Origin of the sequence: Sorangium sp. So ce426, from assembly GCF_051475585.1 — a bacterium.
GTDB lineage: Bacteria > Myxococcota_A > Polyangia > Polyangiales > Polyangiaceae > Sorangium > Sorangium cellulosum_B.
The window spans coordinates 8,208,204-8,228,001 of sequence record NZ_CP150341.1; the positions used below are offsets into that span (position 1 = coordinate 8,208,204).

At 69.0% G+C, this 19,798-nt stretch carries 18 protein-coding genes and 1 pseudogene; 16 read left to right on the forward strand and 3 right to left on the reverse strand.

Annotation, left to right across the window (positions count from 1 at the left end; all coding sequences use genetic code 11):
* Window positions 1-61 precede the first annotated feature (61 nt).
* From WMF44_RS30435 to WMF44_RS30455, 5 genes and pseudogenes are all read left to right on the forward strand, one after another.
* A complete protein-coding gene (locus WMF44_RS30435) occupies window positions 62-2,128 on the forward strand; it encodes a toxin-antitoxin system YwqK family antitoxin (RefSeq protein WP_437293548.1) in 2,067 nt (688 codons plus the stop codon).
* Window positions 2,129-2,372: 244 nt separating this feature from the next.
* Window positions 2,373-2,738: pseudogene (locus WMF44_RS30440) on the forward strand (MBL fold metallo-hydrolase); the annotation flags it as partial.
* A gap of 116 nt (window positions 2,739-2,854) precedes the next feature.
* Entirely contained in the window at window positions 2,855-3,106 is a 252-nt protein-coding gene (locus WMF44_RS30445) for a rhodanese-like domain-containing protein (protein WP_437293549.1), read from the forward strand.
* Window positions 3,103-3,627 carry a YeeE/YedE thiosulfate transporter family protein gene (locus WMF44_RS30450; protein WP_437293550.1) on the forward strand — a complete coding sequence of 175 codons (525 nt, stop codon included), beginning with the start codon at window positions 3,103-3,105 and terminating at the stop codon, window positions 3,625-3,627. Before WMF44_RS30445 ends, WMF44_RS30450 begins: the two co-directional genes overlap by 4 nt.
* Entirely contained in the window at window positions 3,624-4,166 is a 543-nt protein-coding gene (locus tag WMF44_RS30455) for a DUF6691 family protein (RefSeq protein ID WP_437293551.1), read from the forward strand. The genes WMF44_RS30450 and WMF44_RS30455 overlap by 4 nt, the downstream gene beginning before the upstream one ends.
* A 22-nt stretch (window positions 4,167-4,188) precedes the next feature.
* On the opposite strand, the gene WMF44_RS30460 is transcribed toward WMF44_RS30455, so the two are convergent.
* Together WMF44_RS30460 and WMF44_RS30465 are read right to left on the reverse strand one after the other, a co-directional pair.
* Window positions 4,189-5,325: a hypothetical protein gene (locus tag WMF44_RS30460; protein ID WP_437293552.1), complete on the reverse strand. Its 1,137-nt coding sequence runs from the start codon at window positions 5,323-5,325 to the stop codon at window positions 4,189-4,191.
* 94 nt (window positions 5,326-5,419) lie between these two features.
* The gene (locus tag WMF44_RS30465; protein ID WP_437293553.1) at window positions 5,420-5,674 is read right to left on the reverse strand and encodes a hypothetical protein; all 255 of its coding nucleotides are present in this window, start codon (window positions 5,672-5,674) and stop codon (window positions 5,420-5,422) included.
* Between the two features lie 90 nt (window positions 5,675-5,764).
* Between WMF44_RS30465 and WMF44_RS30470 the strand changes: the two genes are divergently transcribed.
* The 6 genes from WMF44_RS30470 to WMF44_RS30495 all read left to right on the forward strand — a co-directional run bounded on the left by WMF44_RS30470 (window position 5,765) and on the right by WMF44_RS30495 (window position 11,455).
* Window positions 5,765-5,977 carry a hypothetical protein gene (locus WMF44_RS30470; RefSeq protein ID WP_437293554.1) on the forward strand — a complete coding sequence of 71 codons (213 nt, stop codon included), beginning with the start codon at window positions 5,765-5,767 and terminating at the stop codon, window positions 5,975-5,977.
* A 55-nt stretch (window positions 5,978-6,032) separates the two neighbouring features.
* A complete protein-coding gene (locus WMF44_RS30475) occupies window positions 6,033-6,563 on the forward strand; it encodes an Lrp/AsnC family transcriptional regulator (RefSeq protein WP_437293555.1) in 531 nt (176 codons plus the stop codon).
* Complete coding sequence (locus WMF44_RS30480; RefSeq protein WP_437293556.1) at window positions 6,560-7,552, forward strand: N-acetyltransferase family protein; 993 nt, start codon at window positions 6,560-6,562, stop codon at window positions 7,550-7,552. Before WMF44_RS30475 ends, WMF44_RS30480 begins: the two co-directional genes overlap by 4 nt.
* A 592-nt stretch (window positions 7,553-8,144) precedes the next feature.
* Entirely contained in the window at window positions 8,145-8,651 is a 507-nt protein-coding gene (locus WMF44_RS30485; RefSeq protein ID WP_437293557.1) for an SRPBCC family protein, read from the forward strand.
* Window positions 8,648-9,736, forward strand: coding sequence for a hypothetical protein (locus tag WMF44_RS30490; RefSeq protein WP_437293558.1), 1,089 nt, complete (start codon window positions 8,648-8,650; stop codon window positions 9,734-9,736). The genes WMF44_RS30485 and WMF44_RS30490 overlap by 4 nt, the downstream gene beginning before the upstream one ends.
* A gap of 135 nt (window positions 9,737-9,871) precedes the next feature.
* Window positions 9,872-11,455 carry a GMC oxidoreductase gene (locus WMF44_RS30495; RefSeq protein ID WP_437293559.1) on the forward strand — a complete coding sequence of 528 codons (1,584 nt, stop codon included), beginning with the start codon at window positions 9,872-9,874 and terminating at the stop codon, window positions 11,453-11,455.
* 152 nt (window positions 11,456-11,607) lie between these two features.
* On the opposite strand, the gene WMF44_RS30500 is transcribed toward WMF44_RS30495, so the two are convergent.
* The gene (locus tag WMF44_RS30500; protein WP_437293560.1) at window positions 11,608-13,095 is read right to left on the reverse strand and encodes an NADH:flavin oxidoreductase; all 1,488 of its coding nucleotides are present in this window, start codon (window positions 13,093-13,095) and stop codon (window positions 11,608-11,610) included.
* Between the two features lie 159 nt (window positions 13,096-13,254).
* Here WMF44_RS30500 and WMF44_RS30505 point away from each other — a divergent pair, with 159 nt between their 5' ends.
* From WMF44_RS30505 to WMF44_RS30525, 5 genes are all read left to right on the forward strand, one after another.
* Window positions 13,255-14,571 carry a cytochrome P450 gene (locus tag WMF44_RS30505; protein ID WP_437293561.1) on the forward strand — a complete coding sequence of 439 codons (1,317 nt, stop codon included), beginning with the start codon at window positions 13,255-13,257 and terminating at the stop codon, window positions 14,569-14,571.
* Window positions 14,572-14,590: 19 nt separating this feature from the next.
* The gene (locus WMF44_RS30510) at window positions 14,591-16,459 is read left to right on the forward strand and encodes a peroxidase family protein (protein ID WP_437293562.1); all 1,869 of its coding nucleotides are present in this window, start codon (window positions 14,591-14,593) and stop codon (window positions 16,457-16,459) included.
* 31 nt (window positions 16,460-16,490) lie between these two features.
* Entirely contained in the window at window positions 16,491-17,990 is a 1,500-nt protein-coding gene (locus WMF44_RS30515; protein WP_437293563.1) for a cytochrome c, read from the forward strand.
* Between the two features lie 28 nt (window positions 17,991-18,018).
* Window positions 18,019-18,465, forward strand: a complete 447-nt coding sequence (locus WMF44_RS30520; RefSeq protein ID WP_437293564.1) for a hypothetical protein — start codon at window positions 18,019-18,021, stop codon at window positions 18,463-18,465.
* Window positions 18,466-18,535: 70 nt separating this feature from the next.
* Window positions 18,536-19,786: a lipase family protein gene (locus WMF44_RS30525; RefSeq protein ID WP_437293565.1), complete on the forward strand. Its 1,251-nt coding sequence runs from the start codon at window positions 18,536-18,538 to the stop codon at window positions 19,784-19,786.
* The last annotated feature ends 12 nt before the right edge of the window (window positions 19,787-19,798 follow it).

Consider the following 19,798-nt stretch of genomic DNA (forward strand, 5'->3'; position numbering starts at 1 on the left):
GATCTTTGCAATCAGCGTGAAGGGCCGCCTTCTCGGCGCGAAAGCCGATAGACTGCGATGCGTGGACTCCACGGCACACCACGGCGCGGAGCGGCCTCCGTCGGTTCCTCCTTCAGCCAGGTACGACCCCGAGCACGGCACGTTCGAGCTCGTGGAGACCGACGCCGACGGCCGTCGCTCGGGCGAGTGCCACGTCTACCGCGCGAGCGACGGCTCGTTGCTCTCGCGCTGCTGCTACGCGGGTGGGGTGAAGGACGGGCCGTTCACCTCGTTCCACCCGAACGGTCAACCCGCGCAGCGCGGGCGCTACCGGGGCGGCGAGCTCGACGGCGAGGTGGTTGTGTACGGCAGCGACGCCCCGACGGAGCTCAGGTTACGACCGTGCTGTGTGCCGCCCGGCGCCTGGGAGCTGCGAACGCGCTATCGGCAAGGGAGCATCCTGCGCCAGGTCTTTCACGACCGCGACGGGTACCCGATCTCCGCGGACGGCTCCCGCTGGCCCGACAGACCCGCCGGCGTCGCCGGAGAGGCCGACTACGACCACGGCTCGCAACGATGGCTGGTCCGCGAGGAGGACGAAGCCTCGGCCTCCTTCATCGACCGTTACTTCACGTGTGAGGGCAAGCCCTCTCAGGAGATCGAGGTTCGCGCTGGCGCGCGTCATCGCGAGCTCCGGTACGACGCGCTGGGCCGCCCTGCCGAGGAGCGGCACTTCGATCCCCAGGGACGCTTCCACGGCCCGTCCGTCCGCTGGTTTCCCGATCCGGACACGAGCCCTTACCTCGACCGGCGCGTGCGCGAGGAGCGCGGCCAGTATGCGCACGGCCACCCGGTCGGAGCGTTCACGGGGCTCGACGCGGACGGGGCGCCGGTGGTTCGACGCGAGCTCGGCGCGGCCCTCGACGAGGCGAGCCTCGTCGCGTCGCCCGCGCTCGCCGAAGACGTCGCGGCGTGGGACGCCGAGCGCGTCTGGGCCCTCGCGCGAGAGCTCTTGCAGGAGGGCCGCGCGCGCGAGGCCTGCTGCGCGGCGGCCCGCGCGGCGGCCCGCGGGGGCGAGCGAGAGAGGCTCGCCGAGTTCCTGCGCGGCGCGACGCTGCAGCCGAGACCCGAGGTCGTGGAGCAACGCGGGCGAGCGCTGCTCGAGGCGTCCGACGCGACCGCGCTCGGCGTCCTGGACGAGCTCTTGCTCGGCGCCGAGCCGGGCGCGGCGTACCGCACGCTCGCCGCCGTCTTCCGGGGCTCGCGTCGCGTCGCGCTCTCGCTCGTCGAGGCGGCGCTGCTGCTCGTGCCCGAGCGCCGCTCGACCTGCATCACGCGCGCGCTCCTGCGACTAGAGCTCGGCGACACGCGCGGGGTGCTCGAGGACGCCGACCGCGTCGAGGCCGAGGCCCCCGCCGTGGCCGAGCACCTCAGGACCTTCGTGCGGCTTCTGTACCCGGAGTTCGCTTTCTGGCCGGCGGGCCAGGCCATCGACCCGGTGCCCGGCGACGCATCGGCCACGGTCGAGCTCGATCAGCCGATCGAGCAGGTTCGGCAGAAGGTCCAGCTCTACGCCACCCGCCTCCTGCGCCTGCGCGAGGCCGTGCAGCGCAGCCTGCCGGGCACGGAGCCCTGCCCGTGGCTCCCGCCCGACCTGTCGCACCTCTTGCCGGACGGGCCGGTGGAGCTCGCGCGGACGGAGACGACCTTGACCGAGGAGACCGAGAATGGCGTCGAGACCGTCGAGCTCACCGTGGACGAGGCGCTCGACCCAGGAGCCCTGCCGGTCTCTCTCCTGATGCGGAGGGCCCGCGCCGAGTGGGCCGCCCTCTGCTGGCTTTGCTGGTCGGCCGGCCTCGACAAGGTCGCGTTGCCGGAGCGCATCGCGCACCGGCCCGACTTCACGGCGGCGGTCAACATGTCGCTCACCCGCTGGTTCCGCGCGCGCGACCAGCTGCAGAGCGGCGGGCTCGTCAGCCGGGCGCGCGGCGTGCCGGGCTTCCTCTGGGAAGGGCACGACATCGGCGAGCTCGACCCCACGCTCGCGGGCATCGCCGCCGACGAGTACTTCGAGATGCGCTGCCTCTTCGTGTGGCTCATGTTCCGGGAGAACGTCTCCCCGTTCCAGAGCGATATCCGCGCGGCGTGAGCGCGAGTCAGGGCGGCTCTGGCTTCTCCCGGTGATGGGAGCGGCCGTCGCGGACGAGGCGGGCAGGACGCCTGCGCTGTCGCTCGCCCTCGCGGACGCACCATCTCGCCACAGCGGACAGGTCGAGGCGTGGCGGTCCTGCGCGCGACGGGTGACCCCTCGAGCTCGCGCGTCGCGCCGATCGCTCGCGGCGGCCGGTCTGGCGCCTCGATTGCATCCGCTCCCGCGCATGCATCTACACCGGATGAAGACTCCAGGTCTCGCTCACATCGCCTACCTGCTCGGCAACAAGGGCGAGGCGATCGTGGTGGACCCGCGGAGGGACATCGACGAGGTCCTCGCGGCGGCCCGAGAGAGGGATCTCGTGATCAAGTTCATCCTCGAGACGCACCGCCACGAGGACTTCGTCATCGGCTCTGGCGCCCTCGCGAAGGCGACGGGCGCGAAGATCGTGAGCGGAGATCATCCGCTCTTCGGACAGAGCGACATCCGGTTGCGGGACGGCGAGGAGCTCGACCTGATCGGGCTGCGCCTCCGCGCGCTCCATACGCCGGGACACACGCCGGAGAGCACCTGTTATGCCGTGTTCCTCCCGGACGTGCCCGGGCGCGCCTTTGGCGTCTTCACCGGCGATACGCTGTTCATCGGGGAGACGGGCCGGACCGACCTGCCGTCCGCGATGATCAGGAGTTCGAGACGGAGGGGCACGTCGGAGGCGCACGGCACATGTACGTGGGATATCTCGACGAGCACTTCGAGAAGATCCAGCCCGCGCTGCCGCGTCATGGCCGCATCGCGCTCGTCTGCAGCGTCGGTCACCGCGCCGGGCTCGCGACGAGCATCCTCCGTCGCCGCGGCTTCACGGACGTCGCCAGCGTCCTCGGCGGGATGACGGCGTGGGAGAAGCTCGGTTTGCCGAAGAAGCAGGGCCCCGAGCGCACGGTGACCACCCTGGATATCGAAGGAGCGCGACGATGAGCTCGCAGGGAGGCGCGCGCTGGGCGCCGGAGATCGCCGGGCTCGCGATCGGAGCGCTGGAGGCGTTCGCGATGGGGACCGCGAAGCGGCCTCTCGGCGTGACGTCCGCGTTCGAGACGGGGGCGAGCGCGCTGGCGCGCCGGCTCGCGCCGCAGGCCAGCCGGGTGAACGAGTTCGTGGCCAAGCGCGAGGCGACGCCGAAGATCGACTGGGAGGTGCTGCTCGTCCCGGGCATCGTCCTTGGCGCGTTCCTGGCCTCGCGCGCCTCGGGCACGCGAGGCTCCGCGCTGCCGGACGCATGGCGGGCGCGGTTCGGGGAGAGCCGCGGAAAGCGCTACGCGGCCGCGTTTTGCGGGGGCGCCCTGATGATGTTCGGCGCGCGGCTCGGCAAAGGATGCACGAGCGGGCACGGCATCAGCGGCACGATGCAGCTCGCCGCGGCGAGCCTCGCGTTCGACGTCGCGATGGGTCTGAGCTCCGTCTTGACGGCGAAGCTCCTGTTTCGAGGAGGCGCGCGATGAGGCAGGATCCGCTCGGAAGACTGGCGCTCGGCCTCGCGACCGGGACCGCGTTCGGCGCCCTCCTCCAGCGAGGAGGGGCCTCGGATGCCGACCTCATCATCGAGCAGCTCCTGCTGCGCGACAGCAGCATTGCGCGGATCATGTCGACCGCGGCGGCCGCCGGCTCGATCGGGGCGCACGGCCTGCGCGCGGCCGGCGCGACCGAGCTCGACGTGAAGCCGTTCCAGGTACGTTCGGTGATCCTGGGCGGCGTGGCCTTCGGCGCTGGGATGGCGATCCTCGGTTATTGCCCCGGCACGACCCTCGCCGCCGTCGGTGAAGGCCGCCGCGACGCGGTGTTCGGGCTGCTCGGGATGGTCGCTGGAGCGCTCGCCTTCATCCGCGTGTACCCGCACATCAAGGAGGTGGTCGAAGAGACGGACCTCGGCAAGGTCACCGTCCCTTCGGCGACGAGGACATCCCCTTGGCCCTGGGTGGCTGGCCTCGCCGGGCTCGCGGGCGCAGCGGCGCTCGTCAGCCGCGCGCGGGCGGCGCGATGAATTCGAACGCGACGAGGGCGCGTCAGTCGCGGGTCATCACCGCGGTCTCGCCCCCGATGTCCAGGCGCGAAAGAAGAGATTCTACCGCCTCCATGGACAGGGGGGCCCCCCTCACCGCCAACGCGGATTCACGAACGCTGGTGAGCGCTGGGAGCCAGTCGAAGCCCGTGAGCTCGCCCGGGCTCAGGAGTCTGAGCTCACCCACCTCCGCGAGGGCGTCGAACCCGTCGAGGCCCGGGCCTTCCAGCAGATGCATCTGAAAATTCGCGCCGACGCGGCGCAGGTTGCGCAGCGCGGTGAAGTCGTCCGTGTGGTTGCGGAAGAGGGTCAGCGAGCCGTCGATGTGGACGAGGGAGGAGAGCGGCTCCAAGGCGCCTGGCGTCACGTCGCTCAGGTGGATCGAGCCCCGGAAGCGGGTGCATCCGGCCACGCTCGTGTAGGGCACGATCGCCAGATCGCTCGGCTGGCCACACACGACCGCCTCGGCATCGGGGTCCGGCGGCTCCCTGGGAACGGCGTTCATGAGGGACACCAGCGCGCCGCTGCGCACGTGCGACGTCGCGAAGGACTCCAGCGCTTCAGCGGTCAGCTGGGCGTTGCGCCGGGCGATCATGGAATCGCCGATCTCCGCGAGCGCAGGGAGCCACGAGAAGTCGGCGAAGCCGCTCTGGTAGAGCCACAGCCCGGAGACGACCTGGATCGACTCCAGGCCGCGCAAGGATTCCAGTGCTCCCACGACCAGCAACCGACCTTCGATCCGCGTCAGGTTGGACAGGGGTCCGAGATCCTCGGGAGGCGAAAGGAGCAGCAAGGACCCCGCGATTTCCCTGAGATCCGTGAGCGCGTCGATCGCCTCGGGCCCGCCCAGATTCAGCAGATGAAGCGTGCCGAGGAAGCGCGTACAGCCGCGCAGGCGCTCCAGCTCGGGCGCGGGCCCGGTCGCCTCGTCACGGAGGTTCGTGCCCACCGCGATCACCTCCCCCGCCGTCCCGCAGTCACGCCCCCCGGGAGAACCCGCTTGCCCGCCCCCGGACGGCTCGGCGGCCCCGGAGCCGCCGCTGCCACCTGTCGCTCCGCTCGGGCCGTCGGGGGTGGTGCCGCAGGCCGCAGCACCGAGGAGCAGCAACCCTGCCGCGCCGCTCAGCCCGCGACGCAGCATGAGCCTTTCCCGTCTTCCCCTCGCATGGTCGCTCGATTCTAACAGAGCTCTCACCCGCGAGGCACGCTGGAGTGAAGCGGCGCCGGCGGGCGGGCTAGTTGCCTGCCGTGTGGGCGATCGCGAAGATGAGGTTGCGCTCGAGCCGGATGCCCTTCGGCGTGCGGAACGCCTCGATCTCCTTCGCGAGCCGCGCTCGCACCTCGCGCTTCTCCTCGGGGCTCAGGTGCGAGAGGTGGTTGCCGAACGAGCTCGACCCGCTGTGCCTCAAGATCTCGTCGACGTCGGCGGCGTGGTCGACGAAGGTGAGGATCTCCACGGTGTCGGCGATGAAGCCGGCGCGCTCGAGCAACGCCCGGACCTTGTCGACCGTCAGCTTGTGCGGGTTATTGCCCTCCGCGTCTCTCCCGAGCTCTCATGCTGGCCGCCCGAGCAGGGGCCCGTGCCGACGCCCGACGCCGCGCCGGCAGGGCCCGCGCGCCGGAGCGCCGCGCCGCCGGCGAGGGCCCGGGCGCGGCAGATCGCGATCGCCCCTGCTCGCGGGCCAGCAGCGATGCTGCTCTGGTGCTGCGCCGCAAGCAGCGTGGCCGCGCGGCGAGAGGGGGCGAGCAGGGACGGCGACGGGAGCGACGCGCCGGCGCATGCAGGCCCATGACTTGTATTTCGAAACAATTTTATCCATAATTCATTCACTTCCAATGACAACCACCATGGATGCCATCGATCTGAAAGCGATCCACCTCCTCGCCCGCGACGCGCGCCGGTCGTGGGCGGACCTCGGCGAGGCGGTCGGCCTCTCCGCGCCCGCCGTGGCCGAGCGGGTGCGGCGGCTCGAGGAGCGCGGCGTCATCACGGGGTGGGAGGCGCGCCTCGACGCCCGGGCCGTGGGCGCCGGGCTCACGGCCTTCATCTCGGTCTCGATCGCGAACCGGCGCGGTCGCGGCGAGTTCCTGCGCGCCGTCGAGCGCGCGGCCGAGATCCAGGAGTGCCACCACGTCGCCGGCGACGAGGACTACCTGCTCAAGGTGCGCTGCCGCGACACCGAGGCGCTCGAGCGCCTGCTCACGCAGGAGCTCAAGGCCCACGACGGCGTGGTGCGCACGCGCACGACGATCGTCCTGTCCACCGCCAAGGAGACCGCGCTCCCGCCCCTGCCGCTGCCGTCCGGAGAGGCGCGCGACGGCGAAGCGCGCCCCCGCAAGGCGCCCGGCCGCGGAGCCGCCCGGAAGGAGGCGCCGTGAGCGGCGCCGACGGACTGCCGCCCTTCGGCGATCGTGGCGAGCGCCGCGCGCGTCGCGAACGCCGCGAACGCCGCGAACGCCAGATCGACGAGCGCGACCTCGCGGCGCTCGCCGCCGCCATCGAGGACGCCGCGATCGAGCAGCGCGACTTCTCGCACGCGCGCCACCTGCTCCTCGCCCTGCACTACGTGCGCGCCCACGGGCCCGAGGGGGCGCTCGCGCGCATGCGCTCCGCCCTGCAGGCCTTCAACGCGCGGCACCCGCCGATGAACGGTTACCACGAGACGATCACGGTCGCCTGGCTCACGCTCGTCGCCCGCCACGCCGCCGAGCACCGAGGCGCCGCCGTCCACGAGCTCGCGGAGGGCCTCCTCGACCGCCACCGCAGCAGCAAGGCGCTCTTCGCCCATTACTCTCGCGCGCGGCTGCTCTCGGACGACGCCCGCGCCGCGTTCGTCGCGCCCGACCTCGCGCCGCTCCCGGCGCCAGGCGACGGCGTTCTCATCCGCCTGGCGACCGAGGCCGATCTCTCGGCGATCGAGGAGATCTATGCGTTCTACGTCGAGCGCTCGACCTGCACCTTCGCCACCACCGTCCCGACCCCGGCGGAGCGCCGCGCCTGGCTCGCCGCGCACGGCCCCCTGCACCCCGCCACCGTGGCCGTCGAGGGCGACGGGACCGTGGTCGGCTGGGGCTCGCTCTCCCTGTGGAACCCGCGCGAGGCCTACGCCCGCTCCGTCGAGAACTCGGTCTACGTGCGCGACGGCCTCCACCGGCGGGGGCTCGGGCGCCGCATCCTCGCCGATCTCGTGAGCCGCGCGATCTCGCTCGGCCACCGCACGATCATCGCGCAGATCGCCGGAGACCAGGCGGCGAGCGTCGCGCTGCACCGCGCGCTCGGGTTCGAGGACGCCGGGCTGCTCCGCGACGTCGGGCACAAGTTCGACCGCTGGCTCGACGTGATCCTGATGCAGCGTGCGATTCCTTAACCTGCAAGCGACGACCAGAGCATGTTCGTCACCAACCTGCTCTGCTGATGACCTGCCGCGCCCTCACCCGCTGTCGAGACCGGCTCCGCCACCCGACCGAAGACGCGAAGACGAGCCTCGCCGGGCCACTTCAAGTCGAACGTTGATTCGATTGGCGCCCACCCGGACGTCGAGATGACCGGGATCAACAGGACCGAGGACACCGCAGAGCCGGCCCTGGCCACATTGCACGTCAGAACGACATCGTCGCTGCGCGACGCTTCGAAAGGGCTATTACCAGGTTGTGCGTGACCCGGACGTTCTCGAACGTCTCGACCCGGATGCCGCCACCGCCGGCGCCCGTGCCTTGCTCAGCGCGACGAGCCCGACTACCCTGCTGCCTGCCTGAATGGCGCGCAAATCCCCTGGGCCTCGACAATGCCCTCGAGGGCTTCTGTCCACATTACTACAAGAACATGCCCGAGGCGGCCGGCGCGCTGCTGGACGATGAGTATGGGGAGGGCAGCGCCCACGACGGCGAAGCGCAGCGTCATTGACCGTCAGCGTAGCCCTCGGCATACCCGCCCGCCTTCAACCCAAGAGGGAATTACTGATGTCAACCGTCTCCTCCGTCGTATCGTCTCGAATCGCGGTGCCGAGGGCACCCCTTTTCGCCTGGCTCGTCCCCGGGGTGTTCGACACGGAGCTGCACACCGTGCTGCGCGCGGGGTACGGCTTTCCCGGCGCAGAGTGGACCTCCGGCACCACTGGACCGTGGGATGTGCCTGGTTCGTACCGGACAATCCACCTGACGGACGGCAGCACCGTACGCGAAGAGGTGGTAGCTGCCGATGCGCCAGACTATTTCTCGTACGCAGTAACCAACTTCACGAATCCCATCCTCCGCTGCCTGGTGAAGGAGGCGCGAGGGCAATGGTGGTTCACGGACGACGGCGCCGGCACGAAGGTGAAATGGCTTTATGAGTTCGAGGGCACGTCCGCCCTGGCGACGCTCCTCCTCACTCCCGCGATCAAGGTCCTCTATAACCGGTACATGGCCGCGGGGGTGCAACGGATCAAGAAACGCGCTCAGAACGAGCTACGGGGGAAGCAATCATGAGCAGGTGGAATTTCGACCTGAGTGCCTTGCGCGGGCCGCAAGGGATGAGCGACGAGGACCTCGCCTACTGCGGCTCCAAATATGCAGAGGTCCGAGACGCCCTGTACGAGAACCCATATCGCAAAGGCCGAAGCGGCGAGGCCCCCGGCCCCCTGCCGATGTTCAAGTCGACCATCCGCAACGCGTGGTCAGGCGCCTTCTCTGCTCACGCCGATCTCATGAAGCAAGCCGCGGGGCGCGCGGTCGACTCGAGGGCGGACCTTCGCTGGGGCCCCGACGGCAAGGGCTTCCGCAGGATAGTAGCGCCCAACGGCATCTGTCTCCTCGGAGTATGGGAGATCACGGAGGAGAGCGAGTATAGCGGCTACTTCAAGCAAGGCGCCAAGGGCTTGATCATCGGAAGATACTCATCGGACGGCAATGAGACGCGCCGTGGGCAACGACGCTCATTGAGCCTCGCCGGAAAGATTTATCCGACGATGGACCCGAACCACGCGGATCCGCTCATTCCCGCCAGCTTCATGTCCCAGGAAGACCTCGGGGGCATGCACACCGACTTCATCAACGACGCGATGCTCCGAAACGCGCCCGACGTGACCGCATGCCGGCGCGGGATCTACCTCCTCATCCTGGCCCGCGCTGGTCTGGTCTTTTCGCTCGTGGACAAGGTGGCGGACGCCCGCCAGCTCCATGAGATCGCCGAGCTCGGCAAGCCCGAGGGCGAGCGCACGAGGTGCCCCGAGCACATGCTGCTCAAGATGGCGCCTCGACAGGCCCGGATACAGGGCAAAAACCTGGATTTCCGAGATGAGATCTATGCTCACATCTTCGAGCCGGGAGCCTCGGAGCCCACTGGCTCGATCGTGTTCGACATCAGCGTGTCCGACTGCGCCGTGAACATAGGGATACCGGGGTTCCGGCGCGTGAAGGTCACCAACTGGCGTCGTATCGGTCGGATCACGTTCACGGAGGCCGTCGCCTCATACAACGCCGATCATGTCGTGCATTTCCATCACCCGGGTTGGCGCACCAACCGGAACGACGCATCGACCGCCATCCGCTCGGGCGGGAGGCGGATCCGGTAGTCGTAATCCGCGACGCCAGCGCGATCGACCCGGCGGAGCGCTCTGCATGGCGAGCGACCGGAGAGCTGACGCACCGTCCAGGTGAAAGGCCCCTCGCGAGGAGCGTGCCTCATGGGTGATCAATTCGACGTCATCGTGATCGGGAGCGGCTTCGGGGGCGCCATCACGGCGGCTCGGCTGGCAGAGGGAGGTGCCCGCGTTCTCGTCCTCGAACGGGGCAGGCGCTGGACCGCAACTCAGCACCCGCGCGGGCCGACCGACGCCTGGCTCTATCGGAAAAATTCCCCAGCGAAGCACAACGGCTGGCTCGACCTGCGCTTCTTCCCGCGCATGATCGTCGCGCAGGGCGCCGGCGTAGGAGGCGGATCCCTGTGTTACTCCGCTGTCCTGCTGGAGGCTCGACCCGAGCTGTTCGACGCCGGGTGGCCGCCGGAGATCACCTACAAGGAGCTGCGACCGTACTATGCGAAGGTGCGGGACATGCTCAGCGTGCAGCCGATCCCTAGCCGACAGCTCACAGCGCGCGCGCGCCTGCTCCGGAGAGCGGCCGCGAAGCTCGGCCATGGCGACCGCTTCACCAGCGTGCCGCTGGGGATCACGTTCGACGAAGACTGGCATCATGGCCTCCACGACCCGCTCGGCCATCAGCACTCGAAGTCGTTCATCAATCAGCAGGGGGAGCGGCAGGGTACATGCGTCCACCTCGGCAACTGCGACATCGGCTGCGACGTTCGGGCGAAGAATACGCTCGACCTCAACTACATCCCTCTCGCGGAGCGCCACGGGGCCGAAGTGCGACCGTTGCACATCGCGCGCCGCATCGAGCCGGATGGCAGCGGCTACCGCGTGTCCTTCGATCGCGTCGACCGTGAGCGCCTGATTGCCGGCAGCGTGCGCGCGGAGATGGTCGTCCTGGCAGCGGGCTCGCTCGGCACCACGGAGCTCTTGCTGCGCTGCCGCGACGAGCACCGCACCCTGCCGAACATCAGCCGACGGCTCGGGAAACACTGGAGTCCGAACGCCAACTTCCTGACTCCTGCGTTTTACCCGGATGGCGACCAGGTGAAGCAGGGCATCGGCCCCACCATCGCGTCAGGGCTGGAGTTCATGGACGGCAGCGTGAACGGGCAGCGCTTTTACATCCAAGACGACGGATTCCCGAATATGCTGTTGAACGCGATGCGCGCCACGCTGGCGTCACCCGCGTTGCGGCCGCTGGCATGGCTGCTCGAGCGACAGCTCGCGCGCGGTCTGGACGAGGTGAATCCGACCCGCAACCTGATGCTCTGGTTGGGCCAGGGCGTCGACGCCGCCGACGGCGAGCTGCGCCTGGGCCCTCGCTTCGCGAAGCCGTGGGAACAGGACATCGACCTCACGTGGCGCGTCGACGAGTCGAGAGCGCTGGCCGACACGATCCTGGAGATGCATAGACGGCTGTCCGAGGCGACTGGCGGCCAGCTCTATGTGCCCCTGTTCTGGCGGCTCGTCCGGGGCATGGTCTCGGTGCACCCGCTGGGAGGTTGTGGCATGAGCCGCAGCCGCACCGAGGGCGTGGTCGACCATGCGGGGAGGGTGTTCGGCTACAAGAACCTGGTCGTCGCGGATGGCGCGATTCTCCCCGGGGCCACCGGACGCAACCCTTCAATGACGATCGGTGCCCTGAGCGAGCGCATCGCCGCCTTGATGCTGCGCGATCCAGGCGCCGGCGCGGAGCGCTGAAGCTGGCTGCGGAGCGAAGGCAGCTGCTCCGCCCCCCCCCCCCGCACACAGCGACCAGGAGGCGTGAGGCGTCGCACCCCGGCGGCCGCCGGGGTGGGAGCCGCCGCGGCCGCGCGCCGCGCGCCGCGCGGACGATGGGCGCTCGTTCCGGATCAGCGCAGGCGCCCGCGGTCCACGGGCACGCGACTGGGCACCCGGAGCGGGACAGGCGGCGCCCCGGGGGGCTCGGAGGCGACGAGCCCGGCGAAGGGCGGCGGCCCCGAGACATAGGGAGATGGATAGAAGACGGACATGACCTCCTCCATCATCCTGATGTAATCGCCGTCGTAACGGCTGAGATCATAGCAACCCAGCGGGTTCTCCGTCACGTTCAGGAGACACTTGTTGCAATAAGTGCAAGGCCTGGGCGCGGCGTCGAGGCCGCGCTCGAACATCCTGACGAGATCGTTGTTGGCGATGAGCGGCCTGGCGATGCTGACCGCGTCGGCAGCCCCGCCGCGGATGACATCGGCGATGACCGAGGCCGTCTGGAAGCCGCCGGTGACGATGACCGGGACCTTCACGTGACGCTTGATGATCCGCGCGTCCTCGGTGCTGATGCCCTCGACCTTGGTGCCCGCCCGGCGGAACCAGAAGTAGCGAAACAGCGGGCGCAGGAGCCGGTACCGGAACAGGAGGTAGTTGCGCCCGGTGTGGACGCCGCTCGACAGGAGCCCGTCATACCACCGGCGGGCCTCGTCCATCGGAAAGTCGCCCGCAGGGTTGCGCGGATGGGGGAACATGCTCCCGGACGAGACGTGGATGGCATCGACCCCCGCCTCCTCGAGCATCTGGCAGATCGCGACGGAGTCCTCGATCGTATTCCCTTTCTTCTCGAAGGGCACGACGTCGTTGTAGTCGTTCGCGCTGATCTTGGCCTGCACGTGGAAGTCGTCGCCCACCGCGCCGCGGATCGCCCGGATGATCTCGACGAGGAACCGCGCCCGGTTCTCGACCGACCCTCCGTACTCGTCCTTCCGATCGTTGATGCCGGAGCTCAGGAACTGGTGGATGAGGTAGCCGTTCGCGCTGTGCGTCTCCACCCCGTCGAGCCCCGCCGCCTTCGCGCGCCTCGCCCCGTCGGCGAAGCACTGGACGGTGTACTTGATCTCCTCCCTCGTCATGGACCGGCAGAGAAACCCGTTGAACGGCTCGGTCTCGCTGGTCGAGCTCTGCGCCCGGAACGCGAGGTTCTCGACGCCGCCGATGTCCTGCTGACGGCCCGAGTGGCTCAGCTGGAGGATGTACCTGCAATCGTGGCGGTGGATCCGCTCGCCCAGCGCGGCCCAGAAGGGGATCGTCCCATCGTGGTTGATCATCGCGTAGTTCGGGAGGATGCGGCCGCGGGTGTGGACCGGCACGAACGACGAGATGATCGCTCCGACCCCGCCGGCGGCGAATTTCTCTTCCCAGTTGATCCGGACATAGGTCCCGGAACCGTCGTAGTTGTCGAAGCGGCCCGAGATGCTCGACCGGAATATGCGGTTCTTGACGGTGATTTTGGGGAGCTTGAGCTCACGGAAGATGACGTCGCCCGCGCCCCCTCGACCTGCGGGCTCGCCGGCCTTCTGAGCGGTTTTCTCACAATCTCTCGTGGGCATAGGCTCTCCAGTGGACGGTCGCAATCGTCCAGACTCTTGGACACCAGCGCAAGGCTGGAGCGCCCTTGCGCGCCCCGCCGGGCCAAGTAGATATAGCCGCCGGAGGGGCACATGCCATCTCACGCGCTCCGGGCCGGCACGCAGCGGATGATTCCCGATTTGTCGTCCGCTGATGCCCTGGTCTATAATCTCGGTTACCTCGTTCCGTATCTACTGCAGGGCGTCTTCACCGACCGGCGGCCGTGGGTGCACTTCTGGCTCGCGGTCCACCGCGATCCCGGGGCCGTCGGTTTCCTGGGGCGGATGCGGGACAAGCATCGGAGCGGCATCTTCTGGGTCCGCCTGGGTCTCCGCAGATCGCTCATCGTCCTCGATCGTGAGGACGTTCACCGGGTGCTCGAGCTTTCCCCCGACGTCTATCAGGCCGGGAGCTTCAAGCGCGAGGGGATGCGGCTCTTCCAGCCGAACGCCGTCACCATCTCGCGCGGCGAGGCGTGGCGGGAGCGGCGCTGGTTCAACGAGATCGTGCTCGACTTCCACCGTTCAAAGCACCGTTGCGCGGAGCAGTTCATCTCGGTCGTTCGAGACGAAGTCGCGATCGCGGCCCGCGCGGGCGGCTCGCTGTGCTCCTGGGATGCTTACGATCGTCTCTTCGAGACGATCACGCGGAGGATCGTCTTCGGCGCTGCCGCGAGGGACGACGCGGAGGTGACCGGCCTGCTCAAGCGGATGCTGCGCGAGGCCAACCAGCTGATCAAGCCGAGGCGCTCGAGGTACTATGACCGCTTTTATGCCCGCGTCCAAGCCTACCTCGACGCCGCCGAGCCGGGCAGCCTGGCCGCGCTCTGCAGACAGGTGCCTGCGACAGAGCTGACCAAGGTCGAGAACCAGGTCCCGCACTGGCTGTTCGCGATGTGGCAGACGCTGGGCACGAACGTGGTCCGGGCGCTGGCCTTGATCGCCGCGCACCCCGACGCCGAGCGCGAGGTGCGGCGCGAGATGGCCGCGGTCGATCTCGCCACCGCCGAGGGGATCGACCGGCTCGCGTACCTCGAAGGATGCGTGCAAGAGGCCATGCGCCTCTGGCCGACGACGCCGCTGCTCTTCCGCGAGACGACGACCGCCGATGTCCTCGGAGGCGTCGAGATCCCCGCGAGGACGCCGGTCCTGATCCCGAACGGCTTCAACCACCGGGATCGCGAGCGGGTCGCCACGGCCGACAGGTTCTCTCCGCGCTCGTGGGTCGACGGCGCAGCGCACCCGCTGTTCCATCACCTGGGGGGCGGAGCCCAGGTGTGCGCGGGGAGACCCCTCGCCCTGTTCCTCGCCAAGGCGGTCCTCGCGGCGCTGCTCAGCGGCCGCCGCTTCCGCCTCGTCCGGCCGGACCTGCGGCGGTCACAGCGCGTTCCTTACACGTTCAACCATTTCCGGGTCCGCTTCGATGTCTCACCGGACGAGACCCGGAGTGACCGCTGACACCGTGCAAAGGATCCCTATGAAACGCCGGCTCACGACGCGCGCCTTCGAGGGCGCATTCTCGCTGATCAACAGGCTCGTCCCGTGGCACCGCCTGCCGCCCAGCCTCGGCACGCTCAACCTCCTGGCCTACAGGAACAAGCTCCGGCGGGAGAACCTTTACGATACGAACGACGCCCCGCAGGGCAAATCGGAGCGCACAGCGGCGCCGCCTCGCCCCGAGGCGCTGATCCAGCGGACGCCCGACGGCTCCTACAACGATCTCGACGAGCCATCCATGGGCTGCACCGGGACGCGGTTCGGCCGGAACGTGCCGCTCAAGTACACGTACCCGGAGCCGGAAGACAAGATGATGGAGCCGAGCCCGAGGATCGTCAGCAGCCGGCTGCTCGCTCGGCGAGAGTTCGTCCCGGCGACATCGCTGAACCTGCTCGCGGCGGCGTGGATCCAGCTGATGACGCGCGACTGGTTCAACCACGGCACGCCGGTGAAAGGCAACGAGCTCCGCGTGCCGCTCGACAAGGAGCGCGGCGACGACTGGTACGAGGATCCGATGCTGATCCGGCGGACGCCGCCGGACAACACGCGGCTGCCGGACACGGCGGATCGCCCGCCGACGTACCTCAACCACAGCTCGCACTGGTGGGACGCTTCGATGTTCTACGGCTCGAGCGAGGAGGAGCTCGCGAGGCTGATCGACGACAGGGAGGGGGCCGAAGGCAAGCTGAAGCTGGACCTCGTCGAGGGCCATCTGATCGGATCCATCCCCGCGCAGATGCGGAAGCTGGCGGAGGTGTCCAATCAGTGGTGGATCGGCCTCAGCCTCATTCACACGCTGTTCGTGAAGGAGCACAACGCCATCGTGGATCACCTCCGGCGGCACTACCCGGAGTGGAGCGCGGCTCGCCTCTTCCACACCGCCCGCCTCGTCAACGTGGCGCTGATCGCCAAGATCCACACCGTCGAATGGACGACCGCCATCCTGGGGCACCCCACGCTGGACATCGCCATGAACGCGAACTGGTGGGGTTTCGCGGGCGAACGCCTCACGCGCGCCCTCGGCCGCGGGCGCGCCGTCGGCCCCCGGCGCGGCAGCGAGGTGTGGAACGGCATCATCGGCTCCCAGAAGGTGCACCACACGGCGCCCTACGCGATGACCGAGGAGTTCGTCTCGGTCTATCGGATGCATCCGCTCATGCCCGACGCGATCCAGCTGTTCCGCGCCGGCACCGGCGGCCTGGAGCGGAGCGTCGCGCTGCCCGACGTCTCCGGTCAGCAAACGGTGTCGGCCTTCAACGGCGATCTGTCGATGACCGACCTCCTCTATTCGTTCGGCATCGCCCACCCGGGTGCGGTGGTCCTGCACAATTACCCCGCTTTCCTTCGCGACCTCCAGCGCGACGACCAGTCCAGGATCGACCTCGCGGCGATCGACGTGATGCGCGACCGCGAGCGCGGCGTGCCGCGGTACAACCAGTTCCGCCGCCTCCTGCACCTCGATCCGGTGAAGTCGTTCGAGGAGATCACGAGCAACAAGGAGTGGGCCCGCGAGCTCCGCGAGGTGTACGGCGACGTCGAGCGCGTCGACCTGATGGTCGGGATGTTCGCGGAGGATTTCCCGGCGGGCTTCGGGTTCAGCGACACGGCGTTCCGCGTCTTCATCCTGATGGCGTCGCGAAGGCTGAAGAGCGATCGGTTCTTCACGACGGACTACAACGAGAACGTCTACAGCCGCGAGGGCCTCGACTGGATCGACAACAACACCATGTCGAGCGTCCTCCTGCGCCACAATCCCGATCTCGCGCCGATGCTCCGCCAGGTCGAGAACGCGTTCGCGCCCTGGGCGCGCGTCGATGCGCCGGGGGCGCCCGGCGCAGGGTCGAAATAGCGGAGCGACGTCCATGCCGGGGAGGATATTCATGAAGACAGCTCAGCAAGCGGGCGCGCCTGCGCACGAGGGCCGCCGGAGGTGGCGTCGCCTCCAGTACGGGATCGCGGGTGCAGCCTCCCTCCTCGGGGTGGCTCTCCTCCTCTCCTATCGGTACTCGCCGAACCGCCCGGTGGAGTACGAGGCGATCGAGGATCACTTCAAATATGGCTCGATCGGCGGCGACACCGAGAGCGGCTTGCCGCTGCGCGTGGTGGAGATCTTGCCCCGGTTGTTCCGCGAGCACATGCCCCCGGGGCCGCCGGACTACAGGGCGTTCGGCTTCATCCAGGAGCCGGGCCACGTGACGCCGATCGGGTTCTCCGTGCGCAGGCGGGGGATCGACCTGGTCGGCCTCAACTGCGCGGTGTGCCACGTCGGCTCCGTGCGGGCGGCTCCGGACGCCGCCCCCGTCCGCTACCTCGCGATGCCGGCCAACACGGTCGACCTGGAGGCGTACTTCGACTTTCTCTCGCGGTGCGCCGAGGACCCCCGGTTCACGCCGGACCGCGTGCTCGCGGAGCTGGAGAAGGACGGCGCGCTGTTCCCGATCGAGCGCTCCCTCTATCGCACGGCCGTCGAGCGGATGAAGGTGGGCCTGGCCTTCCGGCAGCGGACGCTGGCCGGCTTCAGGTTCCCGGACCACCCCCGCTTCGGGCCGGGCCGCGTCGACACGTTCAATCCCTACAAGTCGGGCCCGTTTGCCGCCTATTACCAGGATGGCATTCCCGACGAGGAGCGGATCGGCACCGCCGATTTCCCTTCCGTGTGGAACCAGAAGATGCGCGAGGGCATGCACCTGCACTGGGACGGGAACAACACCTCGGTCAGCGAGCGCAACGTGAGCGCCGCGTTCGGCGCCGGCGCCACCCGTGAGGACGTGGATCTACCGAGGATCATGCGCATCAAGCTGTGGCTCGACCAGCTGCCGGCGCCGGCGTTCCCCTTCGAGGGCAGCGCCGACCGGGCCACGCTCCAGCGCGGAGAGGCGTTGTTCGAAGGGCGGTGCGCGAGCTGCCACGCGCCCTCCGGGGCGTACGTGGGGCAGGTCGTGCCGATCGAGGAGATCGGCACCGACGAGCACCGATTGAACTCTTACACGACAAAGCTCCAGCAGATCCAGCGCGCCTACGGGGAGGGCTACGACTGGGAGTTCAAGCACTTCCGGAAGACCAACGGCTACGCCAACCAGCCGCTCGACGGCGTCTGGGCGAGGGCGCCCTTCCTGCACAACGGCTCTGTCCCGACGCTGTGGGACCTGCTCACGCCGGCCGAGCGCCGGCCCACACGCTTCTACCGGGGTCACGATGTGTACGACCCCGCCCGGGTCGGTTTCCGGACGGACATCCGCGAGATCGAGGGCAGGCCGGCGTTCCTGTTCGATACGCGGCTCCCCGGCAACAGCAACAAAGGGCACACCGGAGAGCGCTACGGGACGGAGCTGAGCGACGGCGACAAGTCGGCGCTGATCGAATACCTCAAGACGCTTTAGGCCGCCGCCACCCCGGGGGGACACCACCATGACATCGCGAATCGACAACCGTTATGCGAAGGCCTTCCAGGCCGTCGTCGCGCTCGGCATCCTCATCAACGTCGCCATGGCCATTCCATCCATCATCTCGCCGCGGTGGGCGCTCGCTGCGCTGTCGTTGCCGCCGATCCTGTCGTTCAAGGCGGATGTGTGGATGCGCTACGCCGGCGCGCTGCTCCTCGCCCTCTCGATCATGTACGTGCCGGCCGTCGTGAACCCGTCTCGCCACCGCTTCAACGCCTCCGTCGCGGTGATCGCGCAGCTCGGCTTCGGGCTGTTCTGGTTCTGGCTGGTGACGTTCGCCGACTACCAGGCGGCCTACCTCGGGCTCGCCTATGTCGGCGGCTCGCTCGGCGCAATCCAGGCGCTGCTCTACGTCGCGTTCCTGCGTCGAGAGTACCTTCGGCCAGGAACGCACGCGCCGGGAGCGGCGTGAGCAGCCCGACTCCGGCGCCCGGATTGCACGGAGAGAAGGCTCGGGTCTACGAGGACGAGAGAGGTGCAGCATGAGAATCTCGATCGCACGTTCACCGGCGCCGGGGTTGTTGCGTCCGCCTGGGGAGGAACAGCGTCGCGCGGCCCTCGCGAGGGCGCAGGGCAGCGCTGTCACCCAGGGCGGAGAGGGCGAGCCGGGTAGGCTGGCAGGCAGGACCACGGAAGAGACGTTCAAGATGGAGTCGGCCACCGGCACCGGGCGCGAGCCGCCGAAGGGCGTCATCGACCAGATGGTGAACGCAGAAGAGGGGGTATACGACCGGGATACCGCGTACATCCTCGCGGCCGCGTCGGCGTGGACGTATTCGGACGCCGATGCGCTCGGAAGGATGCTCACACGCCGTGGCATCGCCAACGAATGTGTCTCCGTCGAGTTCAAGAACGACGCGCTGTTCGTGGACTCCACCGCCTACGTGGTCCAGAGCCACGATCGCCGGCTGGCGATCCTTTGCTTCAGCGGCACGGAGCCGCGCAACCACATCGATTGGCTGACGGACGCGAGCGTCAGGGCGGACACGTTTCCCTCCGTGGGGAACGTGCACGGCGGCTTCTACCGCGCCACGGCGGCGCTGTGGCCGGTCATGAGGGATCTGCTCCGGGCCGCTGCGAGCGGCGCGTCGGTCTGCCGGGCGCTGGAGGCCGACCAGGCGCTGCGCAGCTGCCCGCTGCGGGGCTCGCTGGACAGGGGCGCCGAGCAGCGCCCCGCGGAGGATGGCCCGCGGAGCGGCGATCCTCCGCCTCTGACCGAGGAAGGCGACGCGCCCGCCGGTCAGCTGGAGGCGCTCTACATCACCGGCCACAGCCTGGGCGGAGCGCTGGCCGTGCTCGCCGCCGCGCTCATCTACTCGGAGAGGCAGCTCGCCGGGCTCCGGCCGCTGCTGAAGGGGGTGTACACCTACGGCCAGCCAATGGTCGGCGGGCCTACGTTTGCCAGGCACTTCGGCGAAAAGTTCGGGAAGAAGCTCTTCCGGCACATCTACGGGAACGACATCGTTCCGCGCCTGCCGCCGATAACGACAGGAAGGTTCTCGCATTTCGGCCAGGAGTACGCGTCGACGAGCGCGGGCTGGGCAGAGCAGGAGCGGCCCGTGACCCAGGCGATCAAGATGAGCTTGTGCACGGCCATCGGCCTCCTCGCCTGGGTCAGAGATCAGCTGCCCGGCCTGAGCTGGCTGCGCCTGCCGGTCTCCTGGGGTGACCACGCGCCGCTCTACTACCTGCGCACCTCGCAAGCCGCCCACCCCGGCTCGGAGTTCGAGTGAGGGGGCCGGCAG